This window comes from Flavobacterium faecale (assembly GCF_003076455.1).
GTDB classification, from domain to species: Bacteria; Bacteroidota; Bacteroidia; order Flavobacteriales; family Flavobacteriaceae; genus Flavobacterium; species Flavobacterium faecale.
Genome location: NZ_CP020918.1, coordinates 1,242,942 through 1,259,384, shown reverse-complemented (window position 1 = coordinate 1,259,384; position 16,443 = coordinate 1,242,942). Strand labels below are relative to the sequence as shown.

Annotated in this window: 9 protein-coding genes, 2 tRNA genes and 2 rRNA genes; 5 read left to right on the top strand and 8 right to left on the bottom strand. The window is 38.6% G+C overall.

What is annotated here, in order from left to right; genetic code table 11:
• Positions 1 to 5 precede the first annotated feature (5 nt).
• From FFWV33_RS05515 to purN, 8 genes are all read right to left on the bottom strand, one after another.
• Positions 6 to 2,910: ribosomal RNA gene (locus FFWV33_RS05515) — 23S ribosomal RNA — on the bottom strand.
• Positions 2,911 to 3,096: 186 nt separating this feature from the next.
• Positions 3,097 to 3,170 (bottom strand) — tRNA-Ala (locus FFWV33_RS05510).
• Positions 3,171 to 3,259: 89 nt separating this feature from the next.
• Positions 3,260 to 3,333 (bottom strand) — tRNA-Ile (locus tag FFWV33_RS05505).
• A gap of 140 nt (positions 3,334 to 3,473) precedes the next feature.
• Positions 3,474 to 4,987: ribosomal RNA gene (locus tag FFWV33_RS05500) — 16S ribosomal RNA — on the bottom strand.
• The 16S and 23S rRNA genes sit together here with 2 tRNA genes alongside, the layout of an rRNA operon.
• Before the next feature lie 2,675 nt (positions 4,988 to 7,662).
• Positions 7,663 to 9,561, bottom strand: a complete 1,899-nt coding sequence (locus FFWV33_RS05495; RefSeq protein ID WP_108739981.1) for an amidophosphoribosyltransferase — start codon at positions 9,559 to 9,561, stop codon at positions 7,663 to 7,665.
• 78 nt (positions 9,562 to 9,639) lie between these two features.
• Entirely contained in the window at positions 9,640 to 10,563 is a 924-nt protein-coding gene (locus FFWV33_RS05490; RefSeq protein ID WP_108739980.1) for a PfkB family carbohydrate kinase, read from the bottom strand.
• A 73-nt stretch (positions 10,564 to 10,636) separates the two neighbouring features.
• Entirely contained in the window at positions 10,637 to 11,116 is a 480-nt protein-coding gene (gene rnhA, locus FFWV33_RS05485; RefSeq protein ID WP_108739979.1) for a ribonuclease HI, read from the bottom strand.
• Positions 11,117 to 11,130: 14 nt separating this feature from the next.
• The gene (purN, locus tag FFWV33_RS05480; protein WP_108739978.1) at positions 11,131 to 11,694 is read right to left on the bottom strand and encodes a phosphoribosylglycinamide formyltransferase; all 564 of its coding nucleotides are present in this window, start codon (positions 11,692 to 11,694) and stop codon (positions 11,131 to 11,133) included.
• A 177-nt stretch (positions 11,695 to 11,871) separates the two neighbouring features.
• Here purN and FFWV33_RS05475 point away from each other — a divergent pair, with 177 nt between their 5' ends.
• The 5 genes from FFWV33_RS05475 to pyk all read left to right on the top strand — a co-directional run bounded on the left by FFWV33_RS05475 (position 11,872) and on the right by pyk (position 16,331).
• Positions 11,872 to 12,108: an acyl carrier protein gene (locus tag FFWV33_RS05475; protein ID WP_007137004.1), complete on the top strand. Its 237-nt coding sequence runs from the start codon at positions 11,872 to 11,874 to the stop codon at positions 12,106 to 12,108.
• Positions 12,109 to 12,287: 179 nt separating this feature from the next.
• Positions 12,288 to 13,541, top strand: a complete 1,254-nt coding sequence (gene fabF / locus FFWV33_RS05470) for a beta-ketoacyl-ACP synthase II (RefSeq protein ID WP_108739977.1) — start codon at positions 12,288 to 12,290, stop codon at positions 13,539 to 13,541.
• An 8-nt stretch (positions 13,542 to 13,549) separates the two neighbouring features.
• Positions 13,550 to 14,293, top strand: coding sequence for a ribonuclease III (gene rnc / locus FFWV33_RS05465; protein WP_108742465.1), 744 nt, complete (start codon positions 13,550 to 13,552; stop codon positions 14,291 to 14,293).
• A 113-nt stretch (positions 14,294 to 14,406) separates the two neighbouring features.
• Complete coding sequence (locus tag FFWV33_RS05460) at positions 14,407 to 14,895, top strand: IPExxxVDY family protein (protein WP_108739976.1); 489 nt, start codon at positions 14,407 to 14,409, stop codon at positions 14,893 to 14,895.
• Positions 14,896 to 14,900: 5 nt separating this feature from the next.
• Positions 14,901 to 16,331: a pyruvate kinase gene (pyk, locus tag FFWV33_RS05455; RefSeq protein WP_108739975.1), complete on the top strand. Its 1,431-nt coding sequence runs from the start codon at positions 14,901 to 14,903 to the stop codon at positions 16,329 to 16,331.
• The last annotated feature ends 112 nt before the right edge of the window (positions 16,332 to 16,443 follow it).

Genomic DNA, 16,443 nt, shown 5'->3' with positions numbered 1-16,443 from the left:
AAGGTGTACATAAGCTTACGGATTATTAGTACTACTCGACTATGACATTACTGCCTTTACATCTATAGCCTATCAACGTGGTCATCTCCCACGATCCTTAAAAGAAATCTCATCTTATGGTGGGTTTCGCGCTTATATGCTTTCAGCGCTTATATGCTTTCAGCGCTTATCCCTTCCAAACGTAGCTACTCTGCGGTGCCACTGGCGTGACAACAGATACACTAGAGGTTTGTCCAATTCGGTCCTCTCGTACTAGAATCAGATCCATTCAAATTTCTTGCGCCCACAGTAGATAGAGACCGAACTGTCTCACGACGTTCTGAACCCAGCTCGCGTGCCACTTTAATGGGCGAACAGCCCAACCCTTGGGACCTTCTCCAGCCCCAGGATGTGACGAGCCGACATCGAGGTGCCAAACCCCCCCGTCGATATGAGCTCTTGGGGGAGATCAGCCTGTTATCCCCGGCGTACCTTTTATCCTTTGAGCGATGGCCCTTCCATGCGGAACCACCGGATCACTATGCTCTACTTTCGTACCTGATCGACCTGTATGTCTCTCAGTCAAGCTCCCTTATGCCATTGCACTCTTCGCACGGTTACCAAGCGTACTGAGGGAACCTTTAGAAGCCTCCGTTACTCTTTTGGAGGCGACCACCCCAGTCAAACTACCCACCAAGCAATGTCCTCCGCATCGCGGAGTTAGGCCTCAGACAAACAAAGGGTTGTATTTCAACAATGACTCCACAACGCCTAGCGACGCCACTTCACAGTCTCCAACCTATCCTACACATCATTTGTCCAAGGTCAATACTAAGCTATAGTAAAGGTGCACAGGGTCTTTTCGTCCCACTGCGGGTAAACGGCATCTTCACCGTTACTACAATTTCACCGAGCTCATGGCTGAGACAGTGTCCAGATCGTTACACCATTCGTGCAGGTCGGAACTTACCCGACAAGGAATTTCGCTACCTTAGGACCGTTATAGTTACGGCCGCCGTTTACTGGGGCTTCATTTCAATGCTTCTGAGTAAACCCATAACATCTCCACTTAACCTTCCAGCACCGGGCAGGTGTCAGGCCCTATACTTCATCTTACGATTTTGCAGAGCCCTGTGTTTTTGATAAACAGTCGCCTGGACCTCTTCACTGCGGCCAGCATTGCTGCTGGCGACCCTTCTCCCGAAGTTACGGGTCTATTTTGCCTAATTCCTTAGCCATGAATCTCTCGAGCACCTTAGAATTCTCATCTCGACTACCTGTGTCGGTTTGCGGTACGGGTACTATTAACCTGAAGTTTAGAGGTTTTTCTTGGAAGCCCTTAGGTGCACTATCTCTTTGTCCGAAGACGCCGAGTACTATCGTATTTCCCCAAAGCCCGTGGATTTGCCTGCGGGCCTTATAGGTAGGTACTTCAACGAACTATTCCGTCAGTTCGCGGCACTTTCATCACTCCGTCACCCCATCACAGTTAACAGTAGTACGGGAATATTAACCCGTTGTCCATCGACTGTCCCTTTCGGGTTCGCCTTAGGTCCCGACTAACCCACAGCTGATTAGCATAGCTGTGGAAACCTTAGTCTTTCGGTGTGCGGGTTTCTCGCCCGCATTATCGTTACTTATGCCTACATTTTCTTTTCTCACCGGTCCAGAATACCTTACGATACACCTTCAACCCTGTGAGAATGCTCCCCTACCACTTACAATAAATTGTAAATCCATAGCTTCGGTAATATACTTATGCCCGATTATTATCCATGCTCGTCCGCTCGACTAGTGAGCTGTTACGCACTCTTTAAATGAATGGCTGCTTCCAAGCCAACATCCTAGCTGTCTATGCAGACAAACCTCGTTCTTTCAACTTAGTATATATTTGGGGACCTTAGCTGATGGTCTGGGTTCTTTCCCTCTCGGACTTGGACCTTAGCACCCAAGCCCTCACTGTTATGAAACATTATATAGCATTCGGAGTTTGTCAGGAATTGGTAGGCGGTGAAGCCCCCGCATCCAATCAGTAGCTCTACCTCTATATAACTTTACGCATAACGCTGCACCTAAATGCATTTCGGGGAGTACGAGCTATTTCCGAGTTTGATTGGCCTTTCACCCCTACCCACAGATCATCCCAAGACTTTTCAACGTCAACGGGTTCGGTCCTCCACTTTGGGTTAACAAAGCTTCAACCTGTCCATGGGTAGATCACACGGTTTCGCGTCTAACACTACTGACTAAAGCGCCCTATTCAGACTCGCTTTCGCTACGGATCCGTGGCTTAACCACTTAACCTTGCCAGCAACGTTAACTCGTAGGCTCATTATGCAAAAGGCACGCCGTCACCCCACGAAAGGGCTCCGACCGCTTGTAAGCGTATGGTTTCAGGATCTATTTCACTCCGTTATTCACGGTTCTTTTCACCTTTCCCTCACGGTACTGGTTCACTATCGGTCTCTCAGGAGTATTTAGCCTTAGCGGATGGTCCCGCCAAATTCAGACAGGATTTCTCGTGTCCCGCCCTACTCAGGATACCACTATCTATTATATTCATTACTTATACAGGGCTATCACCTTCTTTGGCTCTACTTTCCAGTAGATTCTAATTCTTCATACATAAAATGTCGTGGTCCTACAACCCCAACATTGCCGTAACAACATTGGTTTGGGCTAATCCGCGTTCGCTCGCCACTACTTACGGAATCACTTTTGTTTTCTTCTCCTCCGCCTACTTAGATGTTTCAGTTCAGCGGGTTTGCCCACCTATCGGTGTACTAGATCTTCAATCTAGTGGGTTGCCCCATTCAGGAATTTACGGATCAATCAATGTGTGCTTGTCCCCGTAACTTTTCGCAGCTTATCACGCCTTTCATCGCCTCTGAGAGCCAAGGCATCCCCCATACGCCCTTATTTTGCTTATTGTACCAATCTTAAAATTAATTAAGACCGTTTTTGTTTGTCTTTTCTAATAAATTAGAAAAAACGCTTTCTACTTATTTTTTACTTTTCTTATCTCAATATGTCAATGAACTTTAAATCAGTTTTCAGCTTTCAGTATCAGTAAGCAGTTACCTGCATACTGTAAACCGTGACTGTTTACTGTTTTTGTGGAGAATAACGGAGTCGAACCGTTGACCCCCTGCGTGCAAGGCAGGTGCTCTAGCCAGCTGAGCTAATTCCCCAATTTTTTAAGTATGAGTTATTAGTTTTGAGTTATGAATTCATATCTCATACATTCTCAACTTCTAAAATTTCCTTTAAGTGTAAATAGTTGTCTCGGACAGACTCGAACTGTCGACCCCTACATTATCAGTGTAGTACTCTAACCAGCTGAGCTACGAGACACTCTTATTCTTAAATTTCTTTTTAATTCAATTTTTTTAAATTAACAGCAAGAGTAATAAATTCTCAATCTTTCTTTCCACTTTCTCTTTTCGTCTCTTTCCCTAACGTGTCACTTACGTAACTAACAATTAAGGCTCTAGAAAGGAGGTGTTCCAGCCGCACCTTCCGGTACGGCTACCTTGTTACGACTTAGCCCTAGTTACCAGTTTTACCCTAGGCAGCTCCTTGCGGTCACCGACTTCAGGCACCCCCAGCTTCCATGGCTTGACGGGCGGTGTGTACAAGGCCCGGGAACGTATTCACCGGATCATGGCTGATATCCGATTACTAGCGATTCCAGCTTCACGGAGTCGAGTTGCAGACTCCGATCCGAACTGAGAACGGTTTTGTAGATTCGCACCTGGTCGCCCAGTGGCTGCTCTCTGTACCGTCCATTGTAGCACGTGTGTAGCCCAAGGCGTAAGGGCCGTGATGATTTGACGTCATCCCCACCTTCCTCACAGTTTACACTGGCAGTCTTGTTAGAGTTCCCGACATGACTCGCTGGCAACTAACAACAGGGGTTGCGCTCGTTATAGGACTTAACCTGACACCTCACGGCACGAGCTGACGACAACCATGCAGCACCTTGTAAATTGTCTTGCGAAAAGTCTGTTTCCAAACCGGTCAATCTACATTTAAGCCTTGGTAAGGTTCCTCGCGTATCATCGAATTAAACCACATGCTCCACCGCTTGTGCGGGCCCCCGTCAATTCCTTTGAGTTTCAAACTTGCGTTCGTACTCCCCAGGTGGGATACTTATCACTTTCGCTTAGCCACTGAAATTGCTTCCAACAGCTAGTATCCATCGTTTACGGCGTGGACTACCAGGGTATCTAATCCTGTTCGCTACCCACGCTTTCGTCCATCAGCGTCAATATATTGGTAGTAACCTGCCTTCGCAATTGGTATTCCATGTAATCTCTAAGCATTTCACCGCTACACTACATATTCTAGTTACTTCCCAATAATTCAAGTCAGACAGTATCAATGGCCGTTCCACCGTTGAGCGATGGGCTTTCACCACTGACTTATCTGACCGCCTACGGACCCTTTAAACCCAATGATTCCGGATAACGCTTGGACCCTCCGTATTACCGCGGCTGCTGGCACGGAGTTAGCCGGTCCTTATTCTTACGATACCGTCAAGACGCTACACGTAGCGTTGTTTCTTCTCGTATAAAAGCAGTTTACACACCATAGATGCTTCATCCTGCACGCGGCATGGCTGGTTCAGGCTTGCGCCCATTGACCAATATTCCTCACTGCTGCCTCCCGTAGGAGTCTGGTCCGTGTCTCAGTACCAGTGTGGGGGATCTCCCTCTCAGGACCCCTACCCATCGTAGTCTTGGTAAGCCGTTACCTTACCAACTAACTAATGGGACGCATGCTCATCTTTCACCGATAAATCTTTAATAGTAGAACCATGCGGTTCAGCTATACTATGAGGTATTAATCCAAATTTCTCTGGGCTATCCCTCTGTGAAAGGTAGATTGCATACGCGTTACGCACCCGTGCGCCGGTCTCATTATCCGAAGATAACTACCCCTCGACTTGCATGTGTTAAGCCTGCCGCTAGCGTTCATCCTGAGCCAGGATCAAACTCTTCATCGTATATTATTTGTCCGCCGTGGCGGACTATTTATTTTTGACTGAAGGTCTAGTGGTTTTTTAAAATCTCTCGATTCTATTACTCTTATTCTTTTGTTTTAAGATCTCTCTTAAAACGGCTGTCAATTCAATATGTCTAGGAACGTGTTCTTATCTTGTTTTTCCGTTTCAATTGACTCACATTGTGTGTCTCTCGAAGCGGGTGCAAAAGTAGAAAACTATTTCGTTTCTCGCAAGAAAAATTTAAAGTTTTTTTTCAAGACCTAAATCTCGTTTTCTTTATTCTTCTTACCAGTCTTTCAAATAACTTGTCTCATTCTGCGGGGTGCAAAAGTAATTCGTTTACTTTAATCTCACAAGCTTTATTTGATATTTTTTTTAGAAGAATTTCTTCCTCTATATCCCTAATGCTTGCCAGTGTGTCAGTGAACTTGTTCGTTGTTGCGGGTGCAAAAGTAGTGAGTCTTCCCCGTTATTCAATACTTTTTCTTAACCTTTTTTTAATCTATTTTTTAATTAGCTGGAAAACTGAACTTTGAGTTTTAACGTTTTTTGCTTTTGTGCGAATTTAGAGTTTATTTTGGGTGGTTTTATTGTTTTCTTTGTTTGAGTTTTGTTGGATTGGGCGGTTTTGATTCTTGGATTAGCTTTATTGTATGGCATTTCTAGCTTGTATTGCTTCTGATTCTATAAATATTATAGGTCTCACAGCTATTATTATGCTGCTTATATACTTATTTGAAGTTGATTAGAGGGGAAATGTATTTCAGTTACACTATATCGTACCTACGGCACTACCTTGATGACCTAAATCTTTTTTGTCTACCAATATATAATGCCTAACGGCATTGCTTATACCAATGGTGAATTGTAGTTAATGTTTTGTGGTATGTAAACCTTTTGTACCTACTATAACTATATATGATATCTAGCAGCGTTATCCTATATACAGTACATTAAAATGAACGCGACTAGAAATAATATACCTACCTACGGCACTACCTAAATGAACTGATATTTTTTATCTACCAATATATCATATCCAACGGCATTGCTTATACCAATGGTGAATTGTAGTTAATATATCGTTGCGCTCTAACCTCATGGACTCGCTACAACTATATATGATATGTAACAGCATCATTCTACTCATAGTACATTAAAATGAATGCGACTAGAAATAAAATCCTAAATCTACCATCTGGATTATATATCGTACCTACAGCACTACCTTAATGAACTAAATCTTTTTCCCTACCGATATGTCATGCCTAACAGCATTAATTATAACACTGGTGAATTGTAGTTAATGTTTTGCGGTATGTAAACCTTTTGTACCTACTATAAACTATACATGATATGTAACAGCATCATTCTACACATAGTACATTAAAATGAATGCGACTAGAAATGAAATCCTAAATCTACCATCTGGATTATATATCGTACCTACGGCACTACCTTCATGAACTAAATCTTTTTCCCTACCGATATGTCATGCCTAACGGCATTAATTATACCAGTGGCGAATTGTAGTTAACATATTGTCGCGTGTAAACCTTTTGAACTTACTACAACTATAAATGATATCAAGCAGCATTATTCTACACACAGTATATTAAGATGAATGTGACTAGAAATGAAATCCCAAATCTGCCTTCTGGATTATATATCGTACCTACGGCACTACCTTGATGTCGTAAATATTTTTTTGCTACCTATATGCCATGCCTAACGGCATTAGAAAATTTAATTACATTATATGAAGGTGCCTGTAAGCTGAAATTGGATACTATTAATAACATGTGGCTTCATAAACGTTCACCTAGCATACATACATACATACATACATACATACATACACTACCTGTAACGCCAAGCAGCTAAATTCACCAAAACCATTAAATATAACCTAGAATGATTTATAACTAGAATAGTTACTAATCCCAATTCTGAAGTTTCATGACCAGAATAATGCTTAAATAGAAAGAGAGGTAACAACCATTGTAGTTTAGAACAATCGGTGTTAGTGCCTTATAAATTTATCCAAGAAAACAAAAAAGATGGATTTATAATTTACACATCTAACTATTGAAAAATTTATATCTGTCAACAAGTAGTCTATCAATACTTCGATAACCAAAAAGCTGACTGATCTATTCAAATCAGTATAATGTACTTGACATTTTTCTATGACATACAAAATGAACTGCCATACAAGTGTAAACATTACTACTTGAAACCATTTACATATATATAGTGTAGTTTGAAATAGTGCTTTAGGATATTAACAAAGAAGAACTATACTTCCCTCCTAGCCCCGGTAGTAGTGGAAATCCTTTTTTGAGGCTTTTTTTTGGCCGCGAAAAAGATTGGAGCGGATAACGGGACTGAATTAACAAATGAAAAACTGGATGTACTGCTACTAAACTTAGCGATACCGAAGACTTGTTTTGTGGGAAACTAAAAATCGTTTAAGATGATTTTTATATAAATGTTTTACCTCACTTTATTCCAATAAAAAAGGTGGAATTGCTTCCACCCTTTTTGCCCCAAATCTACCATAAACTTAACCTACTAATGTTATGGTTCTTCAAAAGTATAATAGTATGTCGCTGAAAACAAACATTTCAGACAAACAACTCATAAACCCGATTAATGACATTTTTTACTAAAACCTAGTAGGCTCTAGCATCTTTTCCTTCGTAAAAATTCATGAAAGCCCTGTTAACCACCCTATTACCTCCTGGTGTTGGGTAGTCACCTGTAAAATACCAGTCACCTAGATTTTTAGGACATGCTACATGTAGATCTTCTACGGTTTGGAATATAATTTTTACTTCGGCATTGATTTCTGGAGAACTCAACATCTCAGCAATTTTATCTGAAACTTCTTGTGGTTGAAACGGTTCGTAAATTGCGGTTACATAATTTACGATATCTACATCTTTAAAATTTTCTTGTGCTCTACACTTTTTGTACACTTCGTCTACAATATGGTACATATTTCTTTCTTTCAAAAGTTCGAGTGCCGCTCTAAAAGCTACCAACCCCTCTAATTTTGCCATATCGATACCGTAGCAATCTGGGAAACGTATTTGTGGTGCTGACGAAACGATTACTATGCGTTTTGGTCCTAATCGATCCATCATTTTGATGATACTCTTTTTTAGAGTTGTACCTCTTACAATACTATCATCAATAATTACTAAGTTATCACTAGGTTTGATTACTCCATAGGTGACATCGTATACGTGAGCAACTAGGTCGTCACGGCTACTATCTTCTGTAATGAAGGTTCGTAGTTTGGCATCTTTTATCGCTACTTTTTCTGTACGAATCTTCACTTTCAATAATTCTTTCAAACTATCTTCAGTAAGTGTGTGACGGTTTTCAAGAATATAATCGTTCTTTCTTTGATTCAAGAAGTCTTGTGCTGCCTCTACTAATCCGTAAAAGGACGTTTCTGCAGTATTCGGAATGTATGAGAACACGGTATTGTCTGTGTCTTCACCAATGGCGTCAAGAACAGCTGGTAAAATTAACTTACCAAGGGTTTTTCTTTCTTGATAAATTTCGGCATCGCTACCTCTAGAAAAATATATGCGCTCAAAAGAACATGATTTTTTAACGGTTGGCGTCAAAATTTCGTTCATAGATACTGTTCCGTCTTTCTTTATAATTAAAGCACTACCTGGATCAATTTCTTGTACTTTTTCGAAAGGTATATTAAATACCGTTTGAATTACCGGACGCTCAGATGCTACCACTACCACTTCATCATCTTGATAAAAATATGCAGGTCTGATTCCGGCAGGATCTCTAAAAACAAAAGCATCACCATGACCAAGTAATCCAGCCATTGCATAACCTCCATCTAAATTTTTAGCTGAACGTGCCAATATTTTTGCTACATCAAGTCGTTCTGCTATAATTGGCGAAGCTTCTTGTTTATTGAACCCTTCAGCTTTACAATCTTGGTATAATTGCATTACCTCTTTGTCTAAGAAATGCCCGATTTTCTCCATGATGGTAACTGTATCCGCCATTTCTTTTGGGTGTTGCCCTAACTCTACTAAGTTTTGGAACAACTCTTTTACATTTGTCATGTTAAAGTTACCTGCCAAAATTAGGTTACGGTGCATCCAGTTACTTTGTCTTAAAAATGGATGTACGCTTTCTATACTATTTTTACCAAACGTACCATAACGAACATGACCCAAAAACAATTCTCCTAGATACGGGATGTTTGCTTTTTGCGCGGCAACATCATCAGCATATTCAGGATGATTGGCCATCTCCTCATTGATTCTTTCATTAATTTGAGCGAAAACATCTTGAATTGGCTGTGCCTGATTAGATCGCACTCTACTAATATATCTTTGACCTGGCTCAACATCTAATTTTATGCTAGCAAAACCAGCACCATCTTGTCCTCTATTGTGCTGCTTCTCCATCATAAGATACATTTTTTGTATCCCGTAAAATGCAGTACCGTATTTCTCTTTATAAAATTCAAGCGGTTTAAGAAGCCTAACTAATGCTATTCCACACTCGTGTTTTAATGCGTCGCTCATTGCAGTATATTTTGTAGTATTATTATTTTAAAGGGTTTTATAAAACAAAAAAGCCCCAATTCATGGGACTTTCAAGCACTATAATTCTATATCAAACTGTGTCAGGGATTTAAATTGCTTCAATCTCGAAACAACCTCTTCCTTATCCAACTTTACCATTCTCTCTGTTCCAAATTTCTCCACACAAAACGATGCCAAGTTGGAACCATAAATAATAGCATTTTTCATATTCTCAAAAGATACATTTTCACTCTGCGTGATGTATCCTGTAAATCCTCCTGCAAAAGTATCTCCTGCTCCTGTTGGATCAAAGACTTCTTCTAATGGTAAAGCCGGTGCAAAGAACACCTCTTTATTATGAAACAACAAAGCGCCATGTTCTCCTTTTTTGATGACTACATACTGTGGTCCCATTTCTTGAATTTTGGCTGCTGCTTTTACCAATGAGTATTCACCAGACAATTGTCTTGCTTCTTCGTCATTGATTGTGATTACGTCTACTCTCTTAATTACGTCAAGCAATTCAGGTAGCGCACAATCCATCCAAAAGTTCATAGTGTCTAAAACTACTAGTTTTGGTTTTGAAGTTAATTGGTCTAAAACGCCACTTTGTACAAGAGGGTGAAGATTACCTAACATTACAACATCTGAGTCTTTATAGTTCTCAGGAACTTTTGGCTGAAAATCTGCCAATACATTCAATTGAGTATCTAATGTATCTCTTGAGTTCAAGTCATTGTGATAACGACCGCTCCAAAAGAAGGTTTTACCACCTTTGACAACCTCAAGTCCTGATATATCAATGTTTCTAGATGTTAATAAATCTAAATACTCTTGAGGAAAATCATCTCCTACTACAGAAACGATAGCCGATTGAAGGTTAAAAAAAGAAGCTGAAAGACCTATATAAGTCCCTGCTCCACCTAATATTTTATCAGTTTTACCAAAAGGAGTTTCGATGGCGTCGAAAGCGACTGTACCAACAATCAATAATTTGTTCATTTTGCAAATTTCGAATTAAGGTGCAAAGATAAACTTTAGTTTATAAGTTTAAAATATTATTAGTTTAAAGTTTCTATAAAAGTTTTGCTTCTTCTTTTTCGTAAAAAGCATCTACAGAAAGCGTAGGACTTTGTGAAGCCATAACGGCTAATTGGTCACATCTTTCGTTTTGAGGATGATTATTATGTCCTTTTACCCATTTGAAATCAACTTGATGTTTTCTATAAATTAATAAAAACCGTTTCCACAAGTCTGGGTTTTTCTTCCCGGTATATCCTTTTTTCTCCCATCCAAAGACCCATTTTTTCACTACAGAATCAATAACGTACTTTGAATCTGAAACGACCAGTACTTTAGTATTAGGGCTTTTCAATTTTTCTAGCCCCACTATTACGGCTAGCAATTCCATTCGATTATTGGTCGTATGACGGAAGCCTTCAAAAAACTCTTTTTTATAGGGTGTACCTGGCTTCTCCATCACAACGCCATAACCTCCATTACCAGGATTTCCTTTTGCAGCGCCGTCTGTGTATATATGTACGTCGTAGTTCATACCAAACGATTTTATTATAGTCCTAAAACTTGACCAATTACTACTGGAAAATTATTGAATTCTAAGTCATGAATCTTATCCGCTACATCTTCGGCAGTATCACTTGAATTAATCGCAAAACTCTTTTGGAAAATTATAGCTCCTTCATCATAGTTTTCATTGACATAATGAATTGTAATACCTGACTCTGTTTCTTTATTTTCGACTACAGCTCTGTGTACATTCATTCCATACATTCCCTTTCCTCCAAATTTTGGCAACAAAGCAGGGTGAACATTAATGACATTATTAGGGAATTCTGCTATGATTGATTCAGGGAATTTTAATAGAAAACCCGCTAAAACGATTAAATCTGGTTGTAAATCACGGAGTGAACTTAAGATTTTACCTTCAAAAAGCTCTTCTTTTGAAAAAACAAGGGCATCAATATGCAACTTTTTTACACGTTCAATTACACCTGCTTTTGGGTTATTTGTAAAAACCCCCACAACTTCGGCTTTTTCATTAGAATTGAAATATTTAATAATATTTTCAGCATTAGACCCCGAACCAGAGGCGAAAATCACAATTTTTTTCATCATTAGTCACATTATTTATATCGCAAAAAACGGAATAAAAAATGAAAATAAATAACTTATATAGTCCTTTGTTTAAATTTATTTTATAAATTAGTTCACACATTTATCAACATATTGATTGTTTTAAAATAAAGTTTTTTATTTTTGCGGTCAAATTAAATTCTAAAATTAAAGATTATGTCAGACATTGCATCAAGAGTAAAAGCGATTATCGTAGACAAATTAGGCGTTGACGAAAACGAAGTTGTAACAGAAGCAAGCTTCACTAATGACTTAGGAGCTGATTCGTTAGACACAGTTGAGCTTATTATGGAATTCGAAAAAGAATTTGATATCCAAATTCCAGATGATCAAGCAGAGAACATTGCTACTGTTGGTCAAGCTATTTCTTATATCGAAGAAGCTAAAAAATAATAAATTTCACACCCGTATGCATATACATGTATACGGGTGTTTTATTATTTGAAAATTATGTAAATAGAGATTGATTTTCAATCTATTAAGATATATACAATATCACCCACTGCTTTTTTGTAATACTACAGTAAAAAAGGGTGGGTTTTATTTGTTTTAAGACAATAAAATATACAGTTATGGAATTAAGGCGAGTTGTTGTTACAGGTTTAGGTGCTCTTACTCCTATAGGAAACACGGTTGAAGAATTTTGGAACTCACTAATTAATGGGGTTAGCGGTGCTGCTCCTATTACTTATTTTGATGCTTCGAAGTTTAAAACAAAATTTGCATGCGAGTTAAAAAACTTTAATGTAGAAGATTTTATTGATCGTAAAGAGGCTAGAAGAATGGACCGTTACGCACAATATGCTGTTGTATCGACCGATGAAGCTATGAGAGATGCCAACTTTGACATGGATACGATTGATAAAGATCGTGCTGGTGTGATTTGGGGATCAGGAATTGGTGGATTAGAAACTTTTCAAATTGAAGTATTGAATTTTGCTGCGGGAGACGGAACGCCAAAATTCAACCCATTCTTTATCCCAAAAATGATTGGTGATATTGCTTGTGGTCATATTTCGATTAAATACGGCTTTAGAGGTCCTAATTTTGGAACTGTTTCTGCTTGTGCATCTTCTACAAATGCAATTATAGATGCTTTCAACTACATTCGTTTGGGTCATGCAGATATCATGGTAACAGGTGGATCTGAGGCAGCTGTCACTATTGCAGGTATGGGAGGTTTTAACGCTATGCATGCGTTATCAACACGTAATGACGACCCTACGACTGCTTCAAGACCTATGGACAAGGACAGAGACGGATTTGTACTAGGAGAAGGAGCTGGAGCATTAATCCTTGAAGAATATGAACACGCTATTGCACGTGGAGCGACTATTTACTGCGAAGTAGGTGGTGGTGGAATGTCTGCAGATGCGCACCATATCACGGCGCCACACCCTGAAGGGATTGGAGCTAGAAATGTAATGCTAAACTGTTTGAGAGACGCAGGTTTAAAACCTGAAGATGTAGACGGTGTAAACATGCACGGAACATCAACACCTCTTGGAGATATTGCAGAATCAAAAGCAATTTTACAAGTTTTTGGAGAGCATGCTTATACCATGAACTTGAATTCTACAAAATCTATGACAGGTCACCTTTTGGGTGCCGCAGGAGCTGTAGAAACAATTTCGACGATCCTTTCTATGAAACATGGAATTATACCTCCAACTATCAATCATTTTACAGATGATGAAAGTATTGACCAAAAATTAAACTTCACGTTTAATAAAGCTCAAAAACGAGACATGAAGGTCGTTATGAGTAACACATTTGGATTTGGTGGGCACAATGCTTGTGTATTGATGAAAAAATTAGAATTGTAATTTTTACTATGAGTATTTTCAAAAAAATATTTTCTAAATCCCGTCGTCCTAGCGAAGACGGGATTTTTTTTGAAGCTATCCAGAAAATTATAGGATTTGCACCTCAAAATATAGAGCACTACCAAAAAGCATTTACACATCGATCCATCAACAAATTATCTGCAGATGGGAACCCGATTAACTATGAACGCTTAGAGTTTTTGGGAGATGCGATGTTGAGTGCTGTTATTGCAGGACACTTATTCGAAAAAGCACCTCTTGGCGATGAAGGATATTTGACCAAAATGCGATCAAAAATTGTGAGTAGAGAGCATTTAAATGAATTAGGCAAAGACTTAAACTTAATTCAGTTTGTACAGAGCAAAGTGCCCGTAAATCATTTTGGAGAAAACATACACGGAAATATATTTGAATCTCTTGTTGGAGCTATCTACCTCGACAGAGGATATGAATACTGCGAGAAATTCATTCAAAAAAGAGTGGTTGAACCTTACGTAGATATTTCGAGATTAGAAGGCAAAGTGATTAGTTATAAAAGCTTAGTAATCGAATGGTGTCAAAAAGAAAAACGAATTTTCCACTATGACATTTTCGAAGATAATGCTATTGATGGTCAGCGACTGTTTGGTGTAAAATTGAGTATTGACGATAAAGTAATTGCAAAAGCAAGAGCAACCTCAAAAAAGAAGGCTGAAGAAAAAGCATCGCAACGCGCTTACTTCGCGTTTCAATCTCAAATGGATAAAAAGTAGGAATAAAGCACTAAAACTACAACGTTTGCGCTCCTAATTTTGTAAAATGATACCTAGGCTAGTCCTTTTACTTAGATAGAAATGTTATATTTACATCTTGATTTGAAATCACTATGGCTATTCATAAATTAAATATTGGTGAATTTGACGAAATAGATTATTGCTTGATTGCTATTCGAACGTCTTTAGAAAATTACAGACTAGCGTATTTTATTAATCAAAGACTGCCCATCAATTTAAGTATGTGCAGTGAAGATGTTCAAATACACAGTAAATCTGGGGACACTTATTTTTGCAGGTTTTATTACCATGATGATGAAAATGAAGTGGTATGGAATCTGATTCAAAATGTAAATGAGGTCATTCATGAAAACCAACATGTATCACCAGATCTATTTTCAGAGATGACGATGGAAGTTGCTACTAAGGTTTATTTGCTACCTGAATTTAAAAAAGCAGATTATTTTTTAAAAATTGAAAACTTGAACGATAGTTTGACTGTCGAAAATATAAAACAAAAACTAAATACAATTGAGGAGATAGAAACTGCTTATGCCGTGGACACGAATCAAATTAAATCAAAAAACAATTTAATTTTCTAACAACAATGAGTACAAACAAAAAAACCAAAATTGTAGCTACCCTTGGGCCAGCAACAAGTACAAGAGAGATCATCAAGGATATGATTGATGCTGGAGTAAATGTCTTCAGAATTAATTTTTCTCATGCAGACTATGAAGGTGTGAAAGAGAAAATAAATATCATTAGAAGTCTTAATGAAGAATTTGGTTATTCAACTGCAATTTTAGGAGATTTACAAGGACCAAAACTTCGTGTGGGAATCATGGAAGATGGTGTTGTTGTAAATGATGGTGATTTAATCACTTTTACTACTGCCGAAGAAGTTATTGGTACTGCTGAACGCGTTTTCATGAAGTACAAAAACTTTCCAAATGATGTAAATCAAGGAGAAAGAATATTACTGGATGACGGTAAGTTAATTTTCGAAATCGTTTCGACAGATAAGAAAACAGAAGTTGTTGCAAGAGTTATACAAGGTGGTGAATTGAAATCTAAAAAAGGAGTTAACCTTCCTAATACAAAAATTTCACTTCCTGCATTGACAGAGAAAGATATTGCTGATGCTATTTTTGCTATTGGACAAAAAGTAGACTGGATTGCTCTTTCATTTGTAAAAACACCACAAGATTTAAAAGACTTACAAGATTTAATTGCTGAGCATTCAGACGTTAAAATTCCAATTATTGCCAAAATCGAGATGCCAGAAGCACTTGAAAACATGGACAAAATTGTAGCTTATTGTGATGCCTTAATGGTGGCGCGTGGAGATCTAGGTGTTGAATTACCTGCACACGAAGTTCCATTGGTACAAAAAGACTTGATTCGTAGAGCAAAAATGGCTCGTATTCCTGTAATTGTTGCAACACAAATGATGGAAACGATGATTACTAGCTTAACTCCAACAAGAGCTGAAGTAAATGACGTTGCTAACTCTGTAATGGATGGTGCTGATGCTGTAATGCTTTCTGGAGAAACTGCTGCTGGTAACTACCCAGTACAAGTTATTCAAAAAATGACACAAATTCTTGAAGCTGTAGAGAATTCTCCGCTTATTCAAGTGCCTCAAAATACACCTCAAATTAGAACGAAACGTTTTATCACTAAAACAATTTGTCGTCAAGCAGCTTTGATCGCCAACACAATTGGAGCTAAAGCAATTTGTACTATGACAAATTCAGGATACACTGCATTTCAAGTTTCGGCTTGGAGACCAAATGCTCATATCTTGGTTTTTACACCAAACAGAAGAATCCTTACTCAGTTGAGTTTATTATGGGGAGTGAGAACTTTTTATTATGACCAAGACAATAGTACAGATGATACAGTAACGGATGTAAACAACATCGTTAAAGCATCTGGACTAGTTGAACAAGGCGACTTTTTGATCAACCTTGCTGCGATGCCAATCAAAGAAAAAGGAATGGTTAATACATTGAGAGTTTCTGAAATAGAATAATTACAAGATTATACTTGAACTAAATTTAAAAAATCCGTCTAGGTTCACACCAGGACGGATTTTTTTTATAGATCCAATTCCCTTTCCTCAACATAAAAAGTTGATTGGTTGT

What these genes read in the sequence shown, in the direction of transcription:
- FFWV33_RS05490 (WP_108739980.1), bottom strand. Translation starts at nt 10,563, where the DNA reads ATGAACAAATTATTGATTGTTGGTACAGTCGCTTTCGACGCCATCGAA.
- fabF (WP_108739977.1), top strand. Translation starts at nt 12,288, where the DNA reads ATGGAATTAAGGCGAGTTGTTGTTACAGGTTTAGGTGCTCTTACTCCT.
- pyk (WP_108739975.1), top strand. Translation starts at nt 14,901, where the DNA reads ATGAGTACAAACAAAAAAACCAAAATTGTAGCTACCCTTGGGCCAGCA.
- purN (WP_108739978.1), bottom strand. Translation starts at nt 11,694, where the DNA reads ATGAAAAAAATTGTGATTTTCGCCTCTGGTTCGGGGTCTAATGCTGAA.
- FFWV33_RS05460 (WP_108739976.1), top strand. Translation starts at nt 14,407, where the DNA reads ATGGCTATTCATAAATTAAATATTGGTGAATTTGACGAAATAGATTAT.
- rnhA (WP_108739979.1), bottom strand. Translation starts at nt 11,116, where the DNA reads ATGAACTACGACGTACATATATACACAGACGGCGCTGCAAAAGGAAAT.
- FFWV33_RS05495 (WP_108739981.1), bottom strand. Translation starts at nt 9,561, where the DNA reads ATGAGCGACGCATTAAAACACGAGTGTGGAATAGCATTAGTTAGGCTT.
- rnc (WP_108742465.1), top strand. Translation starts at nt 13,550, where the DNA reads ATGAGTATTTTCAAAAAAATATTTTCTAAATCCCGTCGTCCTAGCGAA.
- FFWV33_RS05475 (WP_007137004.1), top strand. Translation starts at nt 11,872, where the DNA reads ATGTCAGACATTGCATCAAGAGTAAAAGCGATTATCGTAGACAAATTA.